Source organism: Leptolyngbya sp. Cla-17 (assembly GCF_016807185.1).
Lineage (GTDB): Bacteria > Cyanobacteriota > Cyanobacteriia > Leptolyngbyales > Leptolyngbyaceae > ULC077BIN1.
Genome location: NZ_JAEVYN010000001.1, coordinates 2,468,192 through 2,486,621, shown reverse-complemented (window position 1 = coordinate 2,486,621; position 18,430 = coordinate 2,468,192). Strand labels below are relative to the sequence as shown.

Genomic DNA, 18,430 nt, shown 5'->3' with positions numbered 1-18,430 from the left:
CATTTAAGCCGACCTGATATTAGGCGCAACTCTGCACCCCCGCTATGACATTGTGATGCAGTACTTGGAACTGGATACCCGCCTGCAAAACGCCGATTTAGTGATTACGGCCGAAGGCAGCATCGACTTTCAAACGCCGCGCGGCAAAATTCCGGTGGAAGTGGCCCAGCGAGCTAAACAGTATGGACTTCCTGTAGTAGCAATCGCAGGCACGATTGGGCAAGATGCTCGCGTTAATTTCGACTATGGGATTGATGCCTTCTCCACTATTCTCCAAGAACCGTGCAGCTTGCCAGATGCGATCGCTGATGCTTGCGACCTATTAACGTTTGCTGCTGAACGAGTGATGCGTTTGATTCTGGTGGGGCAACAGCTTGCTGAACTCGAGCAACCTGCTGCACTATCTGTTTAAGCAAACCCGTTGAAGGGGTATGACACTGTCCCGGCAACGCCAGATTTTGGTCATCTGTCGAAACTCTTTCATACCCGATCAGCATGGTCAGAATTTCTAAGGTACTGCAACTGTATCAGAACTCTTAGAGGCAATCGTACTGTGAAAGTACTGCCGTTTCCTAACTCACTTTTCACTTGAACACTGCCATGATGCGATTGAACGATCGCCTTTGCAATGGCCAATCCTAACCCGGCTCCTCCGGTATGGCGAGAGCGATCGCTGTTGACCCGGTAGAAGCGATCGAAAATCCGGGACTGGTCTGATGGAGCAATCCCAATGCCAGTATCCTCAACCTGGATCAAAGCGTGAGTTTCATCACGCTCTAAAGTCACTGTGACAATGCCCCCAGGAGGCGTGTATTGCAGGGCGTTAACAATGAGATTAGAGAATAAGCGAACCAGTTGATTTTCATCACCCGTAATCCACAATGGTGCTTTAACTGGAAAGTGCGTTAACAGCTTGATAGAAGCAGCAACTTCTAAGACTGACAAACTTTCTACTAGATCCTGAATCAGGTCATTGAGGCAGCAGGGTTGTTGCACCTTTTGTTTGCGCAGCGTCTCTGTAGGAGATTCCATGCGGGAGAGTAGCAAAAGATCTTGGACCAGGTGCGCCAGTCGATTGTTCTGACGATCAACCGCCCCTAACGTTTCTTGCATTTCTTGCTTTGACGGATCATCAACACCCTGAACTGATTCGACATTGGCGCGGATGGCAGCGATCGGGGTGCGGAGTTCGTGAGCCGCATCAGCCGTGAACTGTTGCATCTGTCGATAGGATTGGTAGAGAGGACGCATGGCTAATCCAGCCAGCCACCAACTTGCACCTGCAACTACCAGCATCGAGAGCGGCAATCCAACCGCCAGCAGTAACCGCACGGTGGCAAGGTGATCATCATATTCTTTGAGTGAGCGCCCAATCTGCATATAGCCCCAAGAAGAACCTGTAGCCGTTTTTAGCAACAGAGTAATTTGGTGATAGCGCGTACCCCTCTGATCTTGCAGCGTCTTCCACCCTTCTTTCGTTTCTGGAGGTGATAATCCTGCTGGTTGGCTGCCTAAGCTTGCTAGGAGTTCTCTGGATTGAGCGAAAAAGCGCACGTAGTAGTTTCCTTGTTGCACAATGCCCAGAATATGCCGATCTTGAGCGCCATTTGAGCAATCCGTTTGGGCAACACATAAGCCCGGTAGAGCTTGCTTGATTGTAGGCTCAATGCGATTGGATTGCTTGAGCTTCGGTTCCAGGGTGTCATGCAAGGTTCCTGAAATGGATTCTAATTCCTGTTCAACCGCCTGCCAGTGGGTGATCGCGAGCATCTGATGAATCGTTAGCCCACTCAGGCTGAGAATGACTCCCATGACTGCGGCATAGCAGCCTGCAAGTTGGGCACGAGTGCGGTTGAACAGCTTATTCTGATGCATAAGGCATGTTAAATCGATAGCCGATGCCATGAACCGTTTCAATGAATCCATCACACCCGACTTCTGCCAGCTTACGTCGCAGCAATCGAATTTGAGCAGCAACCACATTGCTGGTGGGTTCTGCACCCACTTCCCACAATTGATTCATGAGTTGCTCGCTCGTTACGATCCGGCTGGAATGTTTCATGAAGTATTCCAAGGTCTGAAATTCCTTTGTGGTCAGAGGAATAGCGACTTGCTGCCCATTGAGTTCTTGCGAACAAACGGTGTATCCGTTGTAGTCAAGCGTCAACTTGCCAGCCTGAAGTTGTTTGGGGTGAAGGTCGGGCGATCGCCGTTGCAGCGCCCGCATTCGTGCCAGCAATTCTGCCATGCCAAAAGGTTTGACCAGGTAATCATCGGCTCCGGCATCGAGTCCGGCTATTTTATCTTCCATCCGATCTCTTGCAGTGAGCATTAGCACAGGAAGTGGGTTGTTCTGGGTGCGGAGCCGTTGGCACAACTCGACACCAGACAATCCAGGCAGCATCCAGTCCAGAATGGCCAAGGTGTAGTGAACATTGAAGTTATCGAGATATGCCCAGGCTTTACTGCCATCTTGTACCCAGTCCACCACATACTTTTCCCGGCTTAGAACCCGATGAATTGCGGTGCCTAAATCAGGTTCATCTTCCGCCAGTAACACTCGCATAGGATCACTTGATAAACAGCATTACCGACGAAGCAAAACTGTACATTGAAGCACCTTTAATTCGATGTATGGCCCTGGTCACTAAGGCATCTCAATCAGCTAGTTCAAAGAAGCTGCCGACACTTAATTTCCTGATGGCGCTGAGTGATTCGTTCCAGGCATTTTGTTCTGACTATCGTTCATCTTCTTCTCCATCATTTTCTTGCAGCACTCACAGCCACTCATTTGCTCAGTTTGAGCGGCAGGTTTCTGAGTTTGAGCCACTGGTTTCTGCTTTTCCTGGGCAACAGCGCTGCTTGCTGAAAGCACTGAAAGTGATAGGAACGCGATCGCGCCAACCGTAGCAGCCTTGATTCCATGCAGTTTATTCATAGTTACTCCTGAGTGAATTGTTAAACAGACTGTCGAATAGCCTTTGAGAACAGCCATATGTTCAGGTTAAGGCAGAGAAATGAAATCAAAATGAAATGTAACTCAGTATTACTGCTTAAAGCTGAACCGTCCATTTACTTTTTCGCCCCTGATGTCTGACAAAATGGCAACTTTGTGCTCTCCTGTGGCAGCACCAGGCAAGATTGCTGTGTAGTGCTTATCGCCTGCGTCGTACTTCATCGGTAAGGACTTTTGACTACCATCAGGCAGTTGCACTTGGGCTGTAACCTTTGCATTGGGGATCGATTCGTGGTTATCGCCTTTCTGTAAGAAGAAGTCGATATGAGTCGCTGTTGCTTCTTTTGCAGTCACCAGTTCTAGATGATAGGGTCCCGACTCAATGACCTGTCCACCTTGTCCACCATGTTTTTCGCCAGACTCAGCCTTGGCAGCAAGAGAAGCAGCAGTTGAAGGTTGAGTTTCCGCAGGTGCAGAGGCGGCAGGACTGCTGGCAGGGGCGGTTGTTTGGTTGCCACTGCTGCAAGCGCCTAAGAATAGCAGACCGATTGCCGAAAACGTCATGACACCCATTTTCAATTGCATGGATTTTTCTCCTAAGTGAATGAACAAAACTGTTGGCGCAAAGGGCTAAACGTTTCCTTGAATGCGCTCGATTTTTGGTTGAGAAACTTTACCGTTCTCCACAACCAATCGCTTGGGAAACAGGTACTTCCCGAACCTGGCATAAAGCGCCGGTAAGATCAGCAGCGTTAGGGCAGTTGAGGTAAAAAGTCCACCCAGCACGACGATTGATAACGGTTGCAGCAGTTCTTTTCCAGGTCCACCTGCGATGACTAGGGGTGCCAGTCCTAATGCAGAAGTAAACGCCGTCATCAGAATCGCGTTGAGCCGCTCCATTGAGCCTTGAATCAGAAGATCTTTCAGCGGCATTCCGGCGGCAAATTTGGTGTTGTAGTTGTCTACCAGCAGCAATCCATTGCGGGTGGCAACGCCAAATAGGGTAACAAAGCCAACGAGTGAGGCGATCGACAAAATGCCTCCCGTCAGTGCCACTGCAATCACACCACCCACCAATGCCAAGGGCAGGTTAATCATAATCATGGCGGTGGAGGCAACCGATTTGACCGAGAGATACATGATGATCGTGATGACAACGAAGGCGATCGCGCTAAAAATCAGAATATTCTGGCTAGCACGTTCCTCTGCTTCAAACTGCCCGGCGTATTGGATGTAGTAACCAGCAGGAATTTGCACCTGTTGTTTCACCTTGGCTTGAATGTCATTCACCACTGAGCGTAAATCTCGTCCCTGAGCATTGGCAGCCACGGTAATTAAGCGAGAAACATTTTCACGGTTAATCGTGTTCGGTCCCGTGCCGTCTTGCACTTTTGCAACTTGTGCCAGCGGAATTTTATTGCCACTGGGCGTATCAACTAATAGGTTGTCGATCGTATCTAAACTTTGGCGGGCTTCTGGCTGAAGCCATACGATTAGATCAAAAGTTTGCTGTTGCTCTAGCACTTGCGAAACCACTCGCCCATTCAGCGCCGTCTCAATCGTTTCTGATAGTTGTCCAACCGTTAAACCATAGCGGGCAGCCGCAACGCGATCAAACTGGATTTGAATCTGCTCCACTGGAATTTGTGGCTCAAGCTGAAGATCGACAATGCCCTCAACCGATTGCATGGCATCATTCACCTGCTGTCCCAAGGTGCGGAGTTGCTCCAGTTCAGGACCAAAGATTTTGACGGCGATCGCGCTTCTCACTCCCGACAGCACTTCATCCATCCGGTGAGAGATAAATCCGCCCACATTCGGCGCGGCTCCCGGCACTTTAGCAAATTCTTGCCGCAACAATTCCACGCTGGCTTTGCGGTCTTTCATCCCCGTCTCGCTCAGCTCCACATCCAGGTGAGCCAGGTTCACGCCTGCGGCATCGGCATCTCCCGCCGCCCGCCCTGATCGCACTTGAATGCTTTGAAAGCTGGGATTGTCTTTTAGTTTATGTTCCAATACCGATGAAGCACTATTTGTTGCCTCCAACGAGGAGCCAGGATAGAGCAAGAGCGTATTGACCAGGGACTGCTCTTGAAACTCTGGCAGAAAGATTCGCCCAAACGAGGGCAACACGATCGCCGCCGCGACTAAACTTGCTGCTGCGATGCCAAAAATAACGGTTGATCGCCGCATTGAAAAGTTCAGCAGCGGCAGGTAAATTCCTTTGAAGAATCGAGCGACCCAGGGTTCTCGTTCAGGCAGACGACCGTAGGGCAGCAAAATCGCGCACAAGGCAGGCGTGACGGTCAAGGCGACGACGCTAGAAGCCAATACTGCCGCCAAGTAGCCCAACCCCATTGGAATGAAAATGCTGCCTTCTACCCCCGTGAGCGCAAAGATGGGCGCAAAGACGACGACTGTAATGATGGTCGCTCCAAACACAGAATCGCGCACTTCCTGACAGCCCTCAAACACTACGTCTAGGACAGGTTTAGGTTTCGGCGAATACTTGTTTTCCCGCAAACACCGATACACGTTCTCGGCATCAACGATCGCGTCATCCACCGCAGAGCCGATCGCGACTGCCAAGCCTCCTAGAGTCATCGTATTCAACCCTTGTCCCATCCAGTTGAGCGCCAGTACCCCGATCAATAAGGACAAAGGCAACGCTGCTAAACAGACTGCTAAGTTGCGCCAATTCATCAAAAACGGAATCAGGATCAGGGCAACGATGATACTGCCTTCGATTAAGGCTTCTCGCACATTCTCGATTGACGCATCAATGTAGGTTTCTTGACGAAACGTCGTCACGACCTGGATGCCTTCTGGCAAGCCTGCTTTCACTTCAGTCATCGCTGCTTCCACAGCGCGGGTGACGGTGGGCGTATCGGCTTGGGGTTGTTTGTTGACGACTGCCACAACCGCTTTTTGAGCGTTGACGCTGGCATCCCCCCGTTTCACTGCCGCCCCAATTTTGACATCGGCCACATCTGTAATTCTGACAGGGATGCCATTCCGGGCAACAATCACCGATTGCTTCAGGGCTTCGATGTCTTCAATCCGTCCAATGCCTCGGATCAGCTTCTCGCGATCGGGCGTGATCAAATACCCTCCCGGTGCATTTACGTTTGCCGCTGCCACAGCTTCTGACACTTGTTGCAGCGACACATTGAACGCCTGCAATTTCTCAGGTGCCACCAGCACTTGATACTGCCGTACATCCCCACCAAACACGATGACTTGCGTGACTCCCGGCACTGCCAGCAAACGATTCGTGACTTGCCAATCGACAATCCGCCGCACATCCATCAAGTCAGTGGTTTTAGAAGTGAAAGCGTAGGTGACGATCGTGCCAATCGGCGAACTGATAGGCGCAACTTGGGGAGTTTCAACGCCTGCTGGCAGTTTACTTTGAGCCGACTGCAACCGCTCTGTCACAAGCTGCCTTGCTTGATAAATATCGGTGCCCCAGTTGAACACAACGCGCACCACTGAAATACTGGCTGCACTGGAAGACCGTACTGCACTGACTCCCGGTGTGCCATTGATGGCGCTCTCAATCGGCAACGTCACCAGCGATTCCACCTCTTCTGGCGCAAGTCCCGGTGCTTCGGTTTGAATTTCTACTTGCGGCGGTGCAAAGGTGGGAAACACATCTAGCGGCATTTGGATGATAGTGCGAAAAATCCAGATGGTCAGGATCATGGCACCCAAAATCACCAGCCAGCGACGGGCGATCGCCCATTGAATCATGGAACTCAGCATGATGATTTACCTAGCGCGGTTGATGAGGATGACGATCAGACGCTGACTCTAAAGAGGTCGGTGTTATCGAGATGTGAGCATCAGCGTTAGTCAAGCTCAAGTTATCAAAGGATTCACGGTGTGCGTGACCATTAAGTACTGGAACAAACGCCTTGCGGTTGCGACGATTTGCCCAGAGCATTCCCGCCGCGAAGGTTCCTGCCGCGATCGCTCCCCCCGCAGGGATTATTGACCACCAGGGAATTGCAGGCTGTGGTTTGGAAGCGGGTGCAGATTCTGCCGTTTTATCTTCATGACCATCGGCTGGCTTGCTGTCACCCCGTAGTGATTGAGCATACAACTGGTTAGCGCGTTGGGTCACAATCATATCGCCATCAAATAGACCAGTTTTAACTTCCACAAAGTTGCCGGATTCTCGACCCAGTGTGACCTCAGTGGGTTGAAATGCATTGCCATTTTGCACAAAGACAACCTGCTTTTTGTCGTTGGTTGTCACCAGTGCAGACTTAGGAATGGCTGGCACGGCTGCGGGTGCGCGATCAGTTAGCACTTCTAACTCCACAAACATCCCAGGCTTTAAAAGTCCGCCCGAATTGTCTAGTTCCGCTTTTACAGGAACGACACGGGTTTCCCCGTTCACCACCGCACCAACGACATTAATTCGTCCATTGAAGGTGCGATCTGGCATTCCATTGGATCTCACCCGGACGCTTTGTCCTACCGCAATGCGTTCTAGGTCTTTCTCAAAGATGTTGCCGGACGCCTGAACGCTGCTGCCGTTGACAATGGTCATAATTTGCTTGCCTGCGTCCTGCCCCGACTCGCCTTTCGTCGCTTCCCGGTCTGCTACAACACCAGAAATGGGAGCAGTAATTGTTATGGTACCGTCCTCATTTGGGTTAGCTCCGAGTTGTCGCAAACGGGTTTCATAAGCTTGACCACTCAGCCAAACGCGAGATCGCGCCACTTCCAATGCCGATTGAGCACGCTGTAGTTGCGCCTGCGCTTCCGAAACAGGCAAGCCGCTTTCGGCTTTGGCAAGAGCCGCCCTTGCTTCGGCTAATTTGCTTTCAGATTCTAAAAATTGCCGTCGCGGGATGGCTCCCTGTTCCAGCAACACTGTGTCCTTGTCATATCGCTCCTGGGAAAAGTTTAATTCGGTCCGAGCTTGCTGAATGTCAGTGGCAACAATCCGCTTTTGTTGCGTCAGGTTTTGCTGTGCCAATCGCAAATCGGCTTGACCTTGTTGAACACTGCCAACCGCTTCTGCTCTCCGGTCTAACGCGGTTGTCTGTAGTGCCGCCAACTCTGGACTGGTCATCATTGCCACGGGTTGTCCCGCTTGAACGGAGTCTCCAGGCTTCACCAGCAGTCGAATGACTGTGCCACCAACGGGAGTTGTCACTTCTACTTGCTGATTGGGTAGCGTTTCAATTTGACCCGTTGTTTTGATACCGAAGGCTAATCGTTGACGAGACACAGGCTCAACCTTCAATCCCATACGCTTTGTCGTCTCTGCATCAACCTGGATTGCCCCAGCAGCCTGAGTAGCGTGACCTCCTCCCTGAAACTCATCACCATGCCCAGCGTGAGCAAAAACGCGAATTGGAGTAGTTAGCAGCAACAGTGTCAACAGGGTCACTGTAACCCCGACAGTGGATCGTTGAGAGGAGTAAGTCATTGGCAGGTTCCTTAGCACAGCACTCTTTTAAGTATTTCAGGCAGCAATGAAATCAGAATGAAATTTGGGTCAAGCCTGAGGATTTAGGAGCATCGAACCCTCTTGATTAGTCCGCTAGCTTGTCCCCAGTTGTTTCGCTGAACTAGGGACAGCCGCGAAGTTGTTCTACTGTTTGTACCAGGCTTGTTTCCACTGCTGCATCTGCTCAATCTCGGCTTTTTGAGAAGTAATGATCTCTTGAGCCAATTTTTGGATTTCAGGACGCTTAGATTTAGCCAAGGCATCATTCGCCATGACGACTGCGCCCTCGTGATGCGGAATCATGGCATTGAGAAAGCGGAGATCGAACTCGGCATCAGCTTTGCCCAAATCCATCGTCATCATCATGCTTTTCTTTTGCTCCTCCGACATTGACATGGAGTGACCCATCTTGCTATGCCATGCCATTGGAGTAGCACCCATGTTGGGATACCAGGCTGTTCGCCACTGGTTCATCTGAGCCTTTTCTTTGTTTTGGGCAGTGATAATAGATTGAGCTAATTTTTTGATCTCTGGACGCTGAGATTTCTGAAGGGCTTCCTGTGCCATGACAACCGCCCCTTCATGATGGGGAGTCATGCCATCAATAAAGCGCAGGTCAAATTCGGCATTAGCAGGTCCGAGATCCATGTCATGACTCATGCCACCCATCTTGCTGTGATCCATGCCCTGCATCGCTCCAGCATCAGTAGCAGTAGGACTAGGGGCTTGAACTTGGTTTTGAGCGGAAGTAGAGCAAGCGTTCAAGACGCTACTGCTGGCGATCGCTCCTAGGGTTAGAACTAGAAGACTCGTTTTTGCGAAGAAGTTGTGCGCCATAAATTTTGTTTGCCTTAGATAAGGCTTGTAAAGGGTATATTGTCATTCTGAATGCTCCAGTTAACTAGAGAGTCAACTATTTAGTTCCCAGATTCAAAGACCATTTGAAGACATCAGAAATGGACACATCTCTTCAAGGTTGCAGAGAGTTATGAAATTAGAATGAAATCACTGTCGCTCCAAAGTGCGAGTTCATCTCCCAATTAGAGGAGAGAGATGGCAGCAGTAATGGCGTAGCAACCAGGAAGCTTTCAATTTTGATGCTGGCTAATTTGCTGATGCTTTGATAGACCCGACAGCACAGCTTTTTCAAGCACTGGCTCCCTTTTTCCACTGCACCCTTGACTCTCTAGCAAACTGGAGACTCCAAGATGGAAGTAGAAAGTGATTGAAGTTGGCAGAGGCGAGGTTGGAACATGGTTACAACTGAAATGAAAGGCTTGTTGAAGATTGGCGAAGTGGCTGCCGTTAGCCATTTGCCAATCAAAACAATTCGCTACTACGAAGAAATTGGTTTGCTTACACCAGCGGTGCGTCGCTCAGAAGCAAACTATCGGCTTTTTGAGCCAAACGTGCTGGGGCGGCTAGCCTTTATCAAGCGATCGCAGTCGTTGGGTCTGAGTCTACGGGAGATTCAAGAGATTCTGGCAGTGCATGATCAAGGGCAACTGCCTTGCGATGATGTGAAGCAGAACCTTCAGCAGAAAGTACAATAGATCACCGAGCAGATTGAATCATTGCAACTCTTGCGCTCTGAACTGCAAGGGTTGTTATCAGGCTGGCAAGATCAGCCGCCAGCAGAGCTTGCAGCCCGAACCATTTGTCCCAACCTGGAGACTAAGACAGGAACTGAACGCCTTCAGTTCGTCCGTAAACGAGCAGCAGTCGGTGTGTGATGCAAGCAGGTTTCTCCCACATCGTTGAGCTCTGCACTTGACTTTCTAGTGCATAGGAGACTCCAAAATTGATGTAGTGATTCAAGGATTGACATGATGACACTCGAATTCAACGTTCCGAATATGGCGTGTTCTGCCTGTGCTACCACCATTACGAACGCAGTAACTTCAATCGATTCAACTGCAACAGTGGATGCAGATCTGAAAACAAAACGAGTCAAAATCGACACTCAACAGCCTGAAGCGACAGTGAAAGAGGAGATCGTTGCCGCAGGCCATACCGTTACTTAGGCTTTATTAACATGGACACTACTACATTGAAACTGCGAGGCATGAGTTGTGCCTCCTGTGCCAACAATATTGAGCAAGCGATTCAGACTGTGCCAGGGGTGACGGTCGCTAACGTCAACTTCGGTGCCGAACAAGCAACCGTCACGTATGATCCACAGCGCACAGATTTGGAGGCAATTCAGGCGGCTGTTAGCGAAGCTGGTTATGCCGCGTTCTCTCTGAAAGAGTCGGCGATGGTAACGGGCGAAGATGATGCAGAAAAAACGGCACGGTTGACAGAATCGCGAGATTTAACTCGCAAGGTTTGGGTGGGAGCCATCATCAGTACAGTATTGCTGATTGGGTCACTGCCGATGATGACCGGGCTAGATTTACCCTTCATTCCAGCCTGGCTGCACAACTTCTGGTTCCAGGCGATTCTCACCGCTCCGGTGCAGTTTTGGTGCGGTCGATCGTTTTATACCAACGGCTGGAAAGCTCTCAAGCGCCACACTGCCACAATGGATACGTTGATTGCCTTGGGCACCAGTGCAGCTTACTTCTACTCGCTGTTCATTACCATTAACCCTGGCTTTCTCACGGCGCAGGGATTGATGCCCAGTGTTTATTACGAGACCGCAGCGATCGTCATTACCCTGATCCTACTCGGACGCTTATTTGAGAACCGAGCCAGAGGACAAACTTCAGACGCGATTCGCAAGCTGATGGGATTGCAAGCACGCGATGCCCGGATCATTCGGGATGGTCGGGAAATGGAAGTGCCGATCACCGAAGTTCAATTAGGTGATGTGGTAGTCGTGCGTCCTGGCGAAAAGATTCCGGTTGACGGTGAAGTGATCGAAGGCAGTTCGACGATCGATGAGGCAATGGTGACGGGGGAAAGCATTGCGGTCAAAAAGCAGGCAGGCGATGAAGTCATCGGAGCTACCATCAACAAAACGGGGAGTTTCAAGTTTCGCGCCACACGAGTCGGCAACGATACCTTCCTGGCGCAAATCGTCAAGCTGGTGCAGCAGGCGCAAGGCTCAAAAGCCCCAATTCAACGACTGGCAGATCAGGTGACAGCCTGGTTTGTGCCTGCCGTGATTGCTATTGCGATCGCCACCTTCGTTATCTGGTTCATGGTGATGGGCAATTTCACACTGGCGCTGATCACGATGGTGGAAGTGCTAATCATTGCCTGTCCCTGTGCGCTAGGACTGGCAACACCCACCTCGGTCATGGTCGGAACCGGGAAGGGCGCAGAAAATGGCATCTTGATTAAAGGGGCAGAAAGCTTGGAGCTGGCCCACAAGATTCAGACGATCGTTCTGGACAAAACCGGAACCCTGACACAAGGTCAGCCTACGGTCACAGACTTCATCACGACCGTTGGAACCGCAAACGGTAACGAACTTAAACTCTTGCAACTGACAGCTTCGGTGGAGCGTAATTCTGAACACCCTTTGGCAGAAGCTGTAGTTCGCTATGCCCAGTCTCAAGAAGTCGCGCTAAAAGACGTTCAGGAGTTTGAGGCAATTGCGGGCAGCGGCGTACAAGGTAGGATCTCAGATCAGTTGATTCAAATTGGCACCAGGCGTTGGATGCAAGAGTTGGGCGTTGACACTCAAGCATTGCAACAGGCCAAGGATCGATTGGAATCTTCGGGCAAAACTGCCATTTTGATTGCCGTTAATGGTGAACTTCAAGGATTGATGGGCATTGCAGATGCCCTCAAGCCCTCCTCGGCTCAAGCCGTTCGCACTTTACAACGGATGGGCTTAGAAGTGGTGATGATGACTGGAGATAATCGTCAGACCGCAGAAACGATCGCTCGTGAAGTGGGCATTGGGCGTGTGTTTGCAGAAGTCCGACCCGACCAGAAAGCGGCTCAGGTTTATAAACTCCAATCCGAAGGCAAAATTGTAGCAATGGTAGGGGATGGTATCAATGACGCACCGGCCTTAGCTCAAGCCCAAGTTGGAATTGCGATCGGGACTGGCACCGATGTGGCGATCGCGGCAAGTGACATCACGCTGATTTCTGGTGACTTGCAGGGCATTATTACTGCGATTCAACTGAGCCGTGCCACGATGCGGAACATTCGCCAGAACCTCTTCTTTGCCTTCATCTACAACGTTGCGGGCATTCCGATCGCGGCTGGAATTTTATACCCCTTCTTTGGTTGGTTACTCAGTCCCATCATTGCGGGAGCAGCAATGGCATTCAGTTCCGTTTCAGTGGTGACAAATGCGTTGCGGTTACGGAATTTTCAACCCAAGCCATTGGCATGACAACTCAGGAGGTTTCAATGTTGAATAAGCGTCAGATTTTAGGCAGTTTAGCGGGTGCAGGGTTGCTATTAGGGACGGTATCTGGAGTTGCGGCGACTGAAATGCCAACGGATCATTCAGCATCTGGAGGTGAATTTGAACGGATTGAGCAACCGCTAGGAGTCAAGCTTGGTGCTGGAGCAGGCGGTTTGTTCTTAATTGGCTTAGAGCTTTGGTGGGTCCTTCTCAGCAAGCCAAAAGCCAAGCAATCCAGCTTAGAACAAGGAATTCAGAAACTTACGGTTCAAGTTGATGGCGGGTATGAACCCAGTCAAGTGGTGGTGAAAGTGGGACAGCCCGTTCAACTCAATTTTTTTCGTAGAGACCCCAGTAGCTGTTTGGAAAAAGTTCTAATACCTGATTTTCGGATCGCAGCTGACCTGCCGTTGAATCAAGAGACAGCGATCGAATTCACGCCCGACAAACTAGGGGAGTACGCCTTTATCCCTCTTAAATCACTCTGACTAGAGACTATCTATTATAGAGGTACGTTTGTCCAGATTCAATTGCCATGCCAGCATCTAGAGCCGCCCGCCCGACGATACATTTTGTGGATGAATACTGCCAATTGTATGAGGACTTATTCCCAGAAGTGCGCAGCTATGAAGCCTTTAAGCTTCTGCATCTGGGGATGATTAGCGAGATTAAACGCAAATCCTTACCTGCCATTGCCAAAGCAGTAGGCTTAAACAATCAGCAAAACTTACATCACTTCCTTACCGAGTCTCCTTGGCAGGTGCAACAGTTACGCCAGAAGCGATTGGAGTTGACCCTCAAGGTACTCAACGGTCGGTCATTGATATTACTGATTGATGAAACTGGAGATTGTAAGAAGGGAAAAAGCACTGATTACGTCAAACGGCAATACATCGGCAACGTCGGTAAGAAGGAAAATGGCATTGTCGCTGTCACTGCCTACGGCTTAGTCGATGGCATGATTGTGCCATTGAGTTTTGAGGTGTATAAACCCAGAGAACGACTCAAAGAGGGAGAAGAGTATCAAAGTAAACCGCAAATTGCGGCAACCATGATTCGACAATTACAAGCACTAGGATTTGAGTTTGAACTGGTGCTCGCCGATAGCTTGTATGGCGAAAGTAAAGTCAACTTTGTCGATGTGCTAGATGAATTAAACCTACCTTACATCCTGGCGATTCGCAGCAACCATGCTTTGTGGCTACCGCAAGACCAGGAGGTGTACCAGGAGCCTTGGCAGACCTTCAAGCGCACCTTTAGTAATGGCACGACAGAAACCCGTCACATGGCTGAGGTGATTTACGGCAAAAGCCACCGCAAGCAGTACTGGCTGTTGACCACTGACCCTGACACGTTACCGGACAACTCAACGTCCTATGTCATGGTCTGTGCCCCGGCAATCAAACTCAAAGATATTGGTGACAGTTATGGCTTTAGAACCTGGATTGAGTATGGTCTCAAACAAGCCAAAGATGCACTCGGGTGGGCAGACTTTCGTATGACCCGCTATGAGCAGATTGAGAAGTGGTGGGAGTTGGTCATGAGTACGTTTTTGATGGTCAGTTTGTTTGCCGACCCATTCAACGACTCCTGTCCACTGGCCCATCAGCGGTTTTCGCAGCACCCGTGGTGGAATAACCAGAGCGGTTGGAAGAACTTACTCAACAACTTGCGTTTAGTTATTCAACCTTTAGTTTGCTTCAATTGGCTTAAACACTGGTTGACGGTTTTTCCCATTGCTTCCCTTCAGTTAGGGTTTGAGCAACTGACGCAGAAGATGAATCAGTTTATCTGTCCACGGGTGCATCAGCTAAACCTCCAACTTATCTTTTCATCTGCTTAGAGTGATTAATGAGGGATATAGCTCTAAACACTTGTGTTAGGACGTAGGATAGAGGAAGGGAAAACGTTAGATAATACCAATGCCTGCCCCCTATAGTGAAGACCTGCGCCAAAAAGCGATTGCGGCGGTTGAGCGTGGAGCCCGCAAAAGTGAAGTCAGCCGAATGCTGAATATCAGCCGCAACACGCTCGACCTGTGGCTGAAGCGACAGGAACAAACTGGCACCTGCCAAGCTGTCACCCATTATCAGCGGGGAAATCGACATAAAATTACGGACTGGCAGCGATTTAGTGAGTTTGCCCAAGCCCATGGAGGCAAGACTCAAGGGGAGATGGCGAAGTTATGGGGCGAAGGGGTCACGCAGCAGAACATCAGTCACGCGCTGCGAAAACTGGGTTTGAGTCAAAAAAAAAGACGTACGGCTACCGAGAGCGCGATGAGCAGAAGTGTCAAGCCTTTCAAGAGCAGTTGAAGACAAGGTCAGTCACTGGGTTGGTGTACGTGGATGAAGCAGGCATTGATAACCGAGAGGAGTATCCCTATGGCTACTGCGAGGTGGGTCAACGCTTCGGTGCCCTCAAGTCGGGCAAACGTACCGAACGAGTCAGTTGGATTGCCGCCTTGTGCGAGAAAAACCTGATTGCGCCTTTGACCTTTGAAGGGTCTTGCAACCGAGACCTGTTCGAGATGTGGTTAGAGCACTGCCTCCTGCCTCAATTGCAACCCGGGAATGCACTTGTGATTGACAATGCCAGTTTTCACCGCTCTCAATACGTCAATGAAATTGTGGCAAAGGCAGGATGTGATCCCTCATTTGTTACTTTAGCGAGAACAAAATAAGCTAGAAGTAGCTGTGTTCAGGTTGAGATCATGTTACGCCCACCTATCGCTACAGTCAGCTTCATTGACGAGTATTGTCTGCTTTACCGCTCGATGTTTGAGGATGTGCGGTTGTATGAATGCTTTAAGTGGTTGCACCTGGGCATTATGAGTCCGCTACCGCGCAAAACGTTACCCGAGATCGCCAAACTCAATGGTCTGAAAGATGGACAAAGTTTGCATCACTTTTTGCGCGATGCGGTGTGGGATGTCGCTCAAGTTCGAGCCATTCGACTGCACCTGATTGGGCAACAAATTGGCACCCGACCCATCAGCTTATGCATCGATGAAACGGGTGATGTCAAGAAAGGAGAAACCACAGACTATGTGGCGAAACAATACATCGGCAATCTCGGCAAGACCGCCAATGGCATAGTCAGCGTCAATGCTTATGCCGTGGCCTTGAACATCACCTACCCGTTGTTGTTCAAAATCTATAAACCTAAATCTCGACTCAAAGCGAGTGATGAGTACCAGAGCAAACCGCAGTTAGCGGTGCAAATCATTCACGAGATCCAAGCCTTGGGGTTTGTGATTGAGCGGGTGTTAGCCGATAGCTTGTATGGCGAAAGTGAAGCGGTGATCCGAGCGTTAGAGAAGTTGAATTTGCCGTACATCGTCGCAATTCGCTCGAATCATGGAGTGTTGATGGCAAAGGGGCAACGAGTGCGCTACAACCGATGGCGCGCTTATGACCAACCGTTAGCAGAGCATCCGAGCGAACGTCGTCACATTCGGGAAATCATCTTTGGACATCGCCGCACAGTGTGCTACTACCAGATCACCAAAGGCAGCACCGATAACCCAGATAAAGCAGACAGTTGGTTCATCATGACCAACCTAGAAGGCAACATCTTAGACCTGCTTTGAAAATAGAGGACTAGCTCGGTGGTTGAGGGGCGGTAAGGGGCGTTAATTGAACCTGATATCCCAACCGCTCTATCCGGTGCTGCAAGGTTTGGAGCAGTTGGTGTTGGGTGCGTTGCCCCGAATCGGTAGTGCGGTAGTCGCGGTAGGGTTGGTGTTGTTTGAGGATGTGATAGACCGCAATCAACAGGCGGTGGGCGACGGCAACAATGGCGCGTTTGTGTCCCCGACGGGACGCAAGTCGGCGATAGACCGTAGCAAAATGGGAGGCTTTGCAGCGCACAGCAGCATTTGCCATTTGTACCAAGATGCTTCGCAACCAGCGATTTGCGGGTGGAGTTTTGCCAGAGTATTGTTTGCCCGCACTCTCATGATTGCCCGGACAAACCCCAGCCCACTTACACAGATGCGCGGCGCTGGGAAAGCGTCGCATATCACTCCCGATTTCTGCCAGCAGCAGTTGAGCACTGTGACGGGCGATTCCCGGAATGCTGTCGAGCAACGGCATCGCTTGCTGCCACGCCAACGGCAGGTCAGAGGAAGAATCTGTCTGAGGCTTGGATTCAGCCGCCGGAACGAGGACTTCGACCGGAGGCATGTGCTGCTCAATCAACTGCTCGATTCGCGCGTCAAACGGTTTGAGCTGGCGGTCGAGAAACTCTAGATGGTCGAGATGCATTTGGATCAAGAACCGATGATGGTCCCGCACTCGACCCGAGAGCGCTGCAATCAGTTCGGCTTGCTTGGATCGCATGCGTCCTCTGGCAAGTTCAGCGAGGGCTTCTGGGTCTTCAACTCCTGCCACCAGTGCTTTGAGTATGGCGCGCGACGAGACTCCCCCGATGTCACTGACCACCGATGCCAGCTTCAGATTTGCCCATTCCAACACTTTTTGCAGGCGATTGATGACACTCGCGCGTTCGCGAATCAGCGTCGTGCGCTGGCGGGTCAAGTCGCGCAAATCACGTTGGGGCAGGGGTGGAATAAAACTGCCACGGACGAGTCCATAGCTCAGTAGCTCGGCTAACCACTCGGCATCTTTGACATCGGTTTTGCGTCCAGGTACTTGCTTGAAGTGATGCGAGTTCACGACTATCACCTCAAAGCTGCTCTCCAATACGTTGTACACGGGTTTCCAATATTCCCCTGTACTTTCCATGGCAATGTGCGTGATCTCGCTACTCGATAGCCAGTCGCACAGATTTAACAACTCGCGGATGGTCGTACCGTAGGTGCGGGTTTCGCGCTGCGGTTTCCCATTCATATCCAAACTTAAGCAACAGACCACGACCGTCTTTTTGTGAACATCAATTCCAGCGCAGCGCTCATGGGTGACTTGCATCAGGCTTCTCCTTGATTAGGGTTAAGCTGGTTCACCCGCCATGTCGTTAATTGATCCTGCTTTGCGTGCTGTCTCGCAGTCGGCGAAATGCACAAATGGGTGTCCCAAGGGCGGGTACGGTCAGTCTCCTGCTCAGGCTGATTGGCACTAGTTCCAATTCGACCTCTAAACCAGTTCATCTGACGTTACCACTTTCATCCCAGGGTGTGAGCAATCGCTCATGATGTCTCCTGCACGAATAGCAAAACAGTGTGACAGTTAGTGATCGAGGGTTACTTAATGGGGTAGAACCAAGCAAGGATCAAGTCAGGAGAAGTAGCGATGCCGTACCGAGAGTTAGAGTCTCTTTCAGGTGTTAAGTTCAAACGCTTATGTGGCGTGAGTCGTGAAACATTCAGTGCGATGGTCGAGGTGGTGCGCCCTGCTCTAGACCGACGAGGACGCAAGGGTGGACAAGCCAAACTGAGTGTGGAAGACCAAATGCTGGTGGCATTGGAATATTGGCGAGAGTATCGCAGCCAGTTTCACATCGGGGTGAGTTGGGGATTGCACGAGACCACAGTGGGGCGAATTGTGCGAAAAGTGGAAGACCTTTTGGTCAAGTGTGGCAAGTTCCGGCTACCGAGTCAGCGGCAGTTGTACCAAGCCGGTTGGGAGTGGAAGGTGATGATGGTCGATGTGGGAGAGATAGAAATCGAGCGCCCTAGAAAAAACAGAAACGCTACTACAGGGGTAAACAAAAATGCCACACCCTGAAAGCACAG

General features: G+C 50.6%; 18 protein-coding genes and 1 pseudogene. 10 read left to right on the top strand and 9 right to left on the bottom strand.

Features of this window, described 5'->3' with window-relative positions:
- Positions 1–13: 13 nt before the first annotated feature.
- Positions 14–412 carry a glycerate kinase gene (locus tag JOY44_RS11120; protein ID WP_307821914.1) on the top strand — a complete coding sequence of 133 codons (399 nt, stop codon included), beginning with the start codon at positions 14–16 and terminating at the stop codon, positions 410–412.
- Positions 413–480: 68 nt separating this feature from the next.
- Here the strand turns inward: JOY44_RS11120 and rppB are convergent, their stop codons facing one another.
- The 7 genes from rppB to JOY44_RS11085 all read right to left on the bottom strand — a co-directional run bounded on the left by rppB (position 481) and on the right by JOY44_RS11085 (position 9,260).
- Positions 481–1,875 carry a two-component system sensor histidine kinase RppB gene (gene rppB, locus JOY44_RS11115; RefSeq protein ID WP_171573600.1) on the bottom strand — a complete coding sequence of 465 codons (1,395 nt, stop codon included), beginning with the start codon at positions 1,873–1,875 and terminating at the stop codon, positions 481–483.
- The gene (gene rppA / locus JOY44_RS11110; protein ID WP_171573599.1) at positions 1,862–2,566 is read right to left on the bottom strand and encodes a two-component system response regulator RppA; all 705 of its coding nucleotides are present in this window, start codon (positions 2,564–2,566) and stop codon (positions 1,862–1,864) included. The genes rppB and rppA overlap by 14 nt, the downstream gene beginning before the upstream one ends.
- Before the next feature lie 123 nt (positions 2,567–2,689).
- On the bottom strand, positions 2,690–2,938 hold the full coding sequence (locus JOY44_RS11105; protein WP_171573598.1) for a hypothetical protein: 249 nt from the start codon (positions 2,936–2,938) through the stop codon (positions 2,690–2,692).
- Between the two features lie 108 nt (positions 2,939–3,046).
- Positions 3,047–3,541, bottom strand: a complete 495-nt coding sequence (locus JOY44_RS11100; protein WP_171573597.1) for a hypothetical protein — start codon at positions 3,539–3,541, stop codon at positions 3,047–3,049.
- 45 nt (positions 3,542–3,586) lie between these two features.
- Positions 3,587–6,721, bottom strand: coding sequence for an efflux RND transporter permease subunit (locus tag JOY44_RS11095; RefSeq protein WP_171573596.1), 3,135 nt, complete (start codon positions 6,719–6,721; stop codon positions 3,587–3,589).
- Positions 6,722–6,731: 10 nt separating this feature from the next.
- On the bottom strand, positions 6,732–8,402 hold the full coding sequence (locus JOY44_RS11090) for an efflux RND transporter periplasmic adaptor subunit (protein WP_171573595.1): 1,671 nt from the start codon (positions 8,400–8,402) through the stop codon (positions 6,732–6,734).
- A 165-nt stretch (positions 8,403–8,567) separates the two neighbouring features.
- A complete protein-coding gene (locus JOY44_RS11085; protein ID WP_171573594.1) occupies positions 8,568–9,260 on the bottom strand; it encodes a DUF305 domain-containing protein in 693 nt (230 codons plus the stop codon).
- A 416-nt stretch (positions 9,261–9,676) separates the two neighbouring features.
- Here JOY44_RS11085 and JOY44_RS32645 point away from each other — a divergent pair, with 416 nt between their 5' ends.
- The 8 genes and pseudogenes from JOY44_RS32645 to JOY44_RS11045 all read left to right on the top strand — a co-directional run bounded on the left by JOY44_RS32645 (position 9,677) and on the right by JOY44_RS11045 (position 16,327).
- Complete coding sequence (locus tag JOY44_RS32645; protein ID WP_197985135.1) at positions 9,677–9,976, top strand: MerR family transcriptional regulator; 300 nt, start codon at positions 9,677–9,679, stop codon at positions 9,974–9,976.
- Between the two features lie 21 nt (positions 9,977–9,997).
- Positions 9,998–10,156 carry a hypothetical protein gene (locus tag JOY44_RS32640; protein WP_197985134.1) on the top strand — a complete coding sequence of 53 codons (159 nt, stop codon included), beginning with the start codon at positions 9,998–10,000 and terminating at the stop codon, positions 10,154–10,156.
- A gap of 93 nt (positions 10,157–10,249) precedes the next feature.
- The gene (locus JOY44_RS11075; RefSeq protein ID WP_197985133.1) at positions 10,250–10,447 is read left to right on the top strand and encodes a heavy-metal-associated domain-containing protein; all 198 of its coding nucleotides are present in this window, start codon (positions 10,250–10,252) and stop codon (positions 10,445–10,447) included.
- 11 nt (positions 10,448–10,458) lie between these two features.
- Entirely contained in the window at positions 10,459–12,720 is a 2,262-nt protein-coding gene (locus JOY44_RS11070; protein ID WP_171573593.1) for a heavy metal translocating P-type ATPase, read from the top strand.
- Positions 12,721–12,737: 17 nt separating this feature from the next.
- Positions 12,738–13,223, top strand: a complete 486-nt coding sequence (locus JOY44_RS11065; protein ID WP_171573850.1) for a cupredoxin domain-containing protein — start codon at positions 12,738–12,740, stop codon at positions 13,221–13,223.
- 47 nt (positions 13,224–13,270) lie between these two features.
- Positions 13,271–14,578: an IS701 family transposase gene (locus JOY44_RS11060; RefSeq protein WP_171573592.1), complete on the top strand. Its 1,308-nt coding sequence runs from the start codon at positions 13,271–13,273 to the stop codon at positions 14,576–14,578.
- A 79-nt stretch (positions 14,579–14,657) separates the two neighbouring features.
- A pseudogene (locus JOY44_RS31355) lies at positions 14,658–15,385 on the top strand (IS630 family transposase); the annotation flags it as partial.
- 63 nt (positions 15,386–15,448) lie between these two features.
- On the top strand, positions 15,449–16,327 hold the full coding sequence (locus JOY44_RS11045) for an IS701 family transposase (protein WP_171573589.1): 879 nt from the start codon (positions 15,449–15,451) through the stop codon (positions 16,325–16,327).
- Between the two features lie 10 nt (positions 16,328–16,337).
- Here the strand turns inward: JOY44_RS11045 and JOY44_RS11040 are convergent, their stop codons facing one another.
- Both JOY44_RS11040 and JOY44_RS11035 read right to left on the bottom strand, forming a co-directional pair.
- Positions 16,338–17,666: an IS110 family transposase gene (locus tag JOY44_RS11040; RefSeq protein WP_171571962.1), complete on the bottom strand. Its 1,329-nt coding sequence runs from the start codon at positions 17,664–17,666 to the stop codon at positions 16,338–16,340.
- Complete coding sequence (locus JOY44_RS11035; RefSeq protein WP_171571961.1) at positions 17,666–17,845, bottom strand: hypothetical protein; 180 nt, start codon at positions 17,843–17,845, stop codon at positions 17,666–17,668. The genes JOY44_RS11040 and JOY44_RS11035 overlap by 1 nt, the downstream gene beginning before the upstream one ends.
- 142 nt (positions 17,846–17,987) lie before the next feature.
- On the opposite strand from JOY44_RS11035, the gene JOY44_RS11030 reads away from it, so the two are divergent.
- Positions 17,988–18,422 carry a transposase family protein gene (locus tag JOY44_RS11030; RefSeq protein WP_171573588.1) on the top strand — a complete coding sequence of 145 codons (435 nt, stop codon included), beginning with the start codon at positions 17,988–17,990 and terminating at the stop codon, positions 18,420–18,422.
- The last annotated feature ends 8 nt before the right edge of the window (positions 18,423–18,430 follow it).

What these genes read in the sequence shown, in the direction of transcription:
- JOY44_RS11030 (WP_171573588.1), top strand. Translation starts at nt 17,988, where the DNA reads ATGCCGTACCGAGAGTTAGAGTCTCTTTCAGGTGTTAAGTTCAAACGC.
- JOY44_RS32645 (WP_197985135.1), top strand. Translation starts at nt 9,677, where the DNA reads ATGGTTACAACTGAAATGAAAGGCTTGTTGAAGATTGGCGAAGTGGCT.
- JOY44_RS11105 (WP_171573598.1), bottom strand. Translation starts at nt 2,938, where the DNA reads ATGAATAAACTGCATGGAATCAAGGCTGCTACGGTTGGCGCGATCGCG.
- JOY44_RS11040 (WP_171571962.1), bottom strand. Translation starts at nt 17,666, where the DNA reads ATGCAAGTCACCCATGAGCGCTGCGCTGGAATTGATGTTCACAAAAAG.
- rppB (WP_171573600.1), bottom strand. Translation starts at nt 1,875, where the DNA reads ATGCATCAGAATAAGCTGTTCAACCGCACTCGTGCCCAACTTGCAGGC.
- JOY44_RS11075 (WP_197985133.1), top strand. Translation starts at nt 10,250, where the DNA reads ATGATGACACTCGAATTCAACGTTCCGAATATGGCGTGTTCTGCCTGT.
- rppA (WP_171573599.1), bottom strand. Translation starts at nt 2,566, where the DNA reads ATGCGAGTGTTACTGGCGGAAGATGAACCTGATTTAGGCACCGCAATT.
- JOY44_RS11065 (WP_171573850.1), top strand. Translation starts at nt 12,738, where the DNA reads ATGTTGAATAAGCGTCAGATTTTAGGCAGTTTAGCGGGTGCAGGGTTG.
- JOY44_RS11035 (WP_171571961.1), bottom strand. Translation starts at nt 17,845, where the DNA reads ATGAACTGGTTTAGAGGTCGAATTGGAACTAGTGCCAATCAGCCTGAG.
- JOY44_RS11085 (WP_171573594.1), bottom strand. Translation starts at nt 9,260, where the DNA reads ATGGCGCACAACTTCTTCGCAAAAACGAGTCTTCTAGTTCTAACCCTA.
- JOY44_RS11100 (WP_171573597.1), bottom strand. Translation starts at nt 3,541, where the DNA reads ATGCAATTGAAAATGGGTGTCATGACGTTTTCGGCAATCGGTCTGCTA.
- JOY44_RS11070 (WP_171573593.1), top strand. Translation starts at nt 10,459, where the DNA reads ATGGACACTACTACATTGAAACTGCGAGGCATGAGTTGTGCCTCCTGT.
- JOY44_RS11095 (WP_171573596.1), bottom strand. Translation starts at nt 6,721, where the DNA reads ATGCTGAGTTCCATGATTCAATGGGCGATCGCCCGTCGCTGGCTGGTG.
- JOY44_RS11045 (WP_171573589.1), top strand. Translation starts at nt 15,449, where the DNA reads ATGTTACGCCCACCTATCGCTACAGTCAGCTTCATTGACGAGTATTGT.
- JOY44_RS11090 (WP_171573595.1), bottom strand. Translation starts at nt 8,402, where the DNA reads ATGACTTACTCCTCTCAACGATCCACTGTCGGGGTTACAGTGACCCTG.
- JOY44_RS11060 (WP_171573592.1), top strand. Translation starts at nt 13,271, where the DNA reads ATGCCAGCATCTAGAGCCGCCCGCCCGACGATACATTTTGTGGATGAA.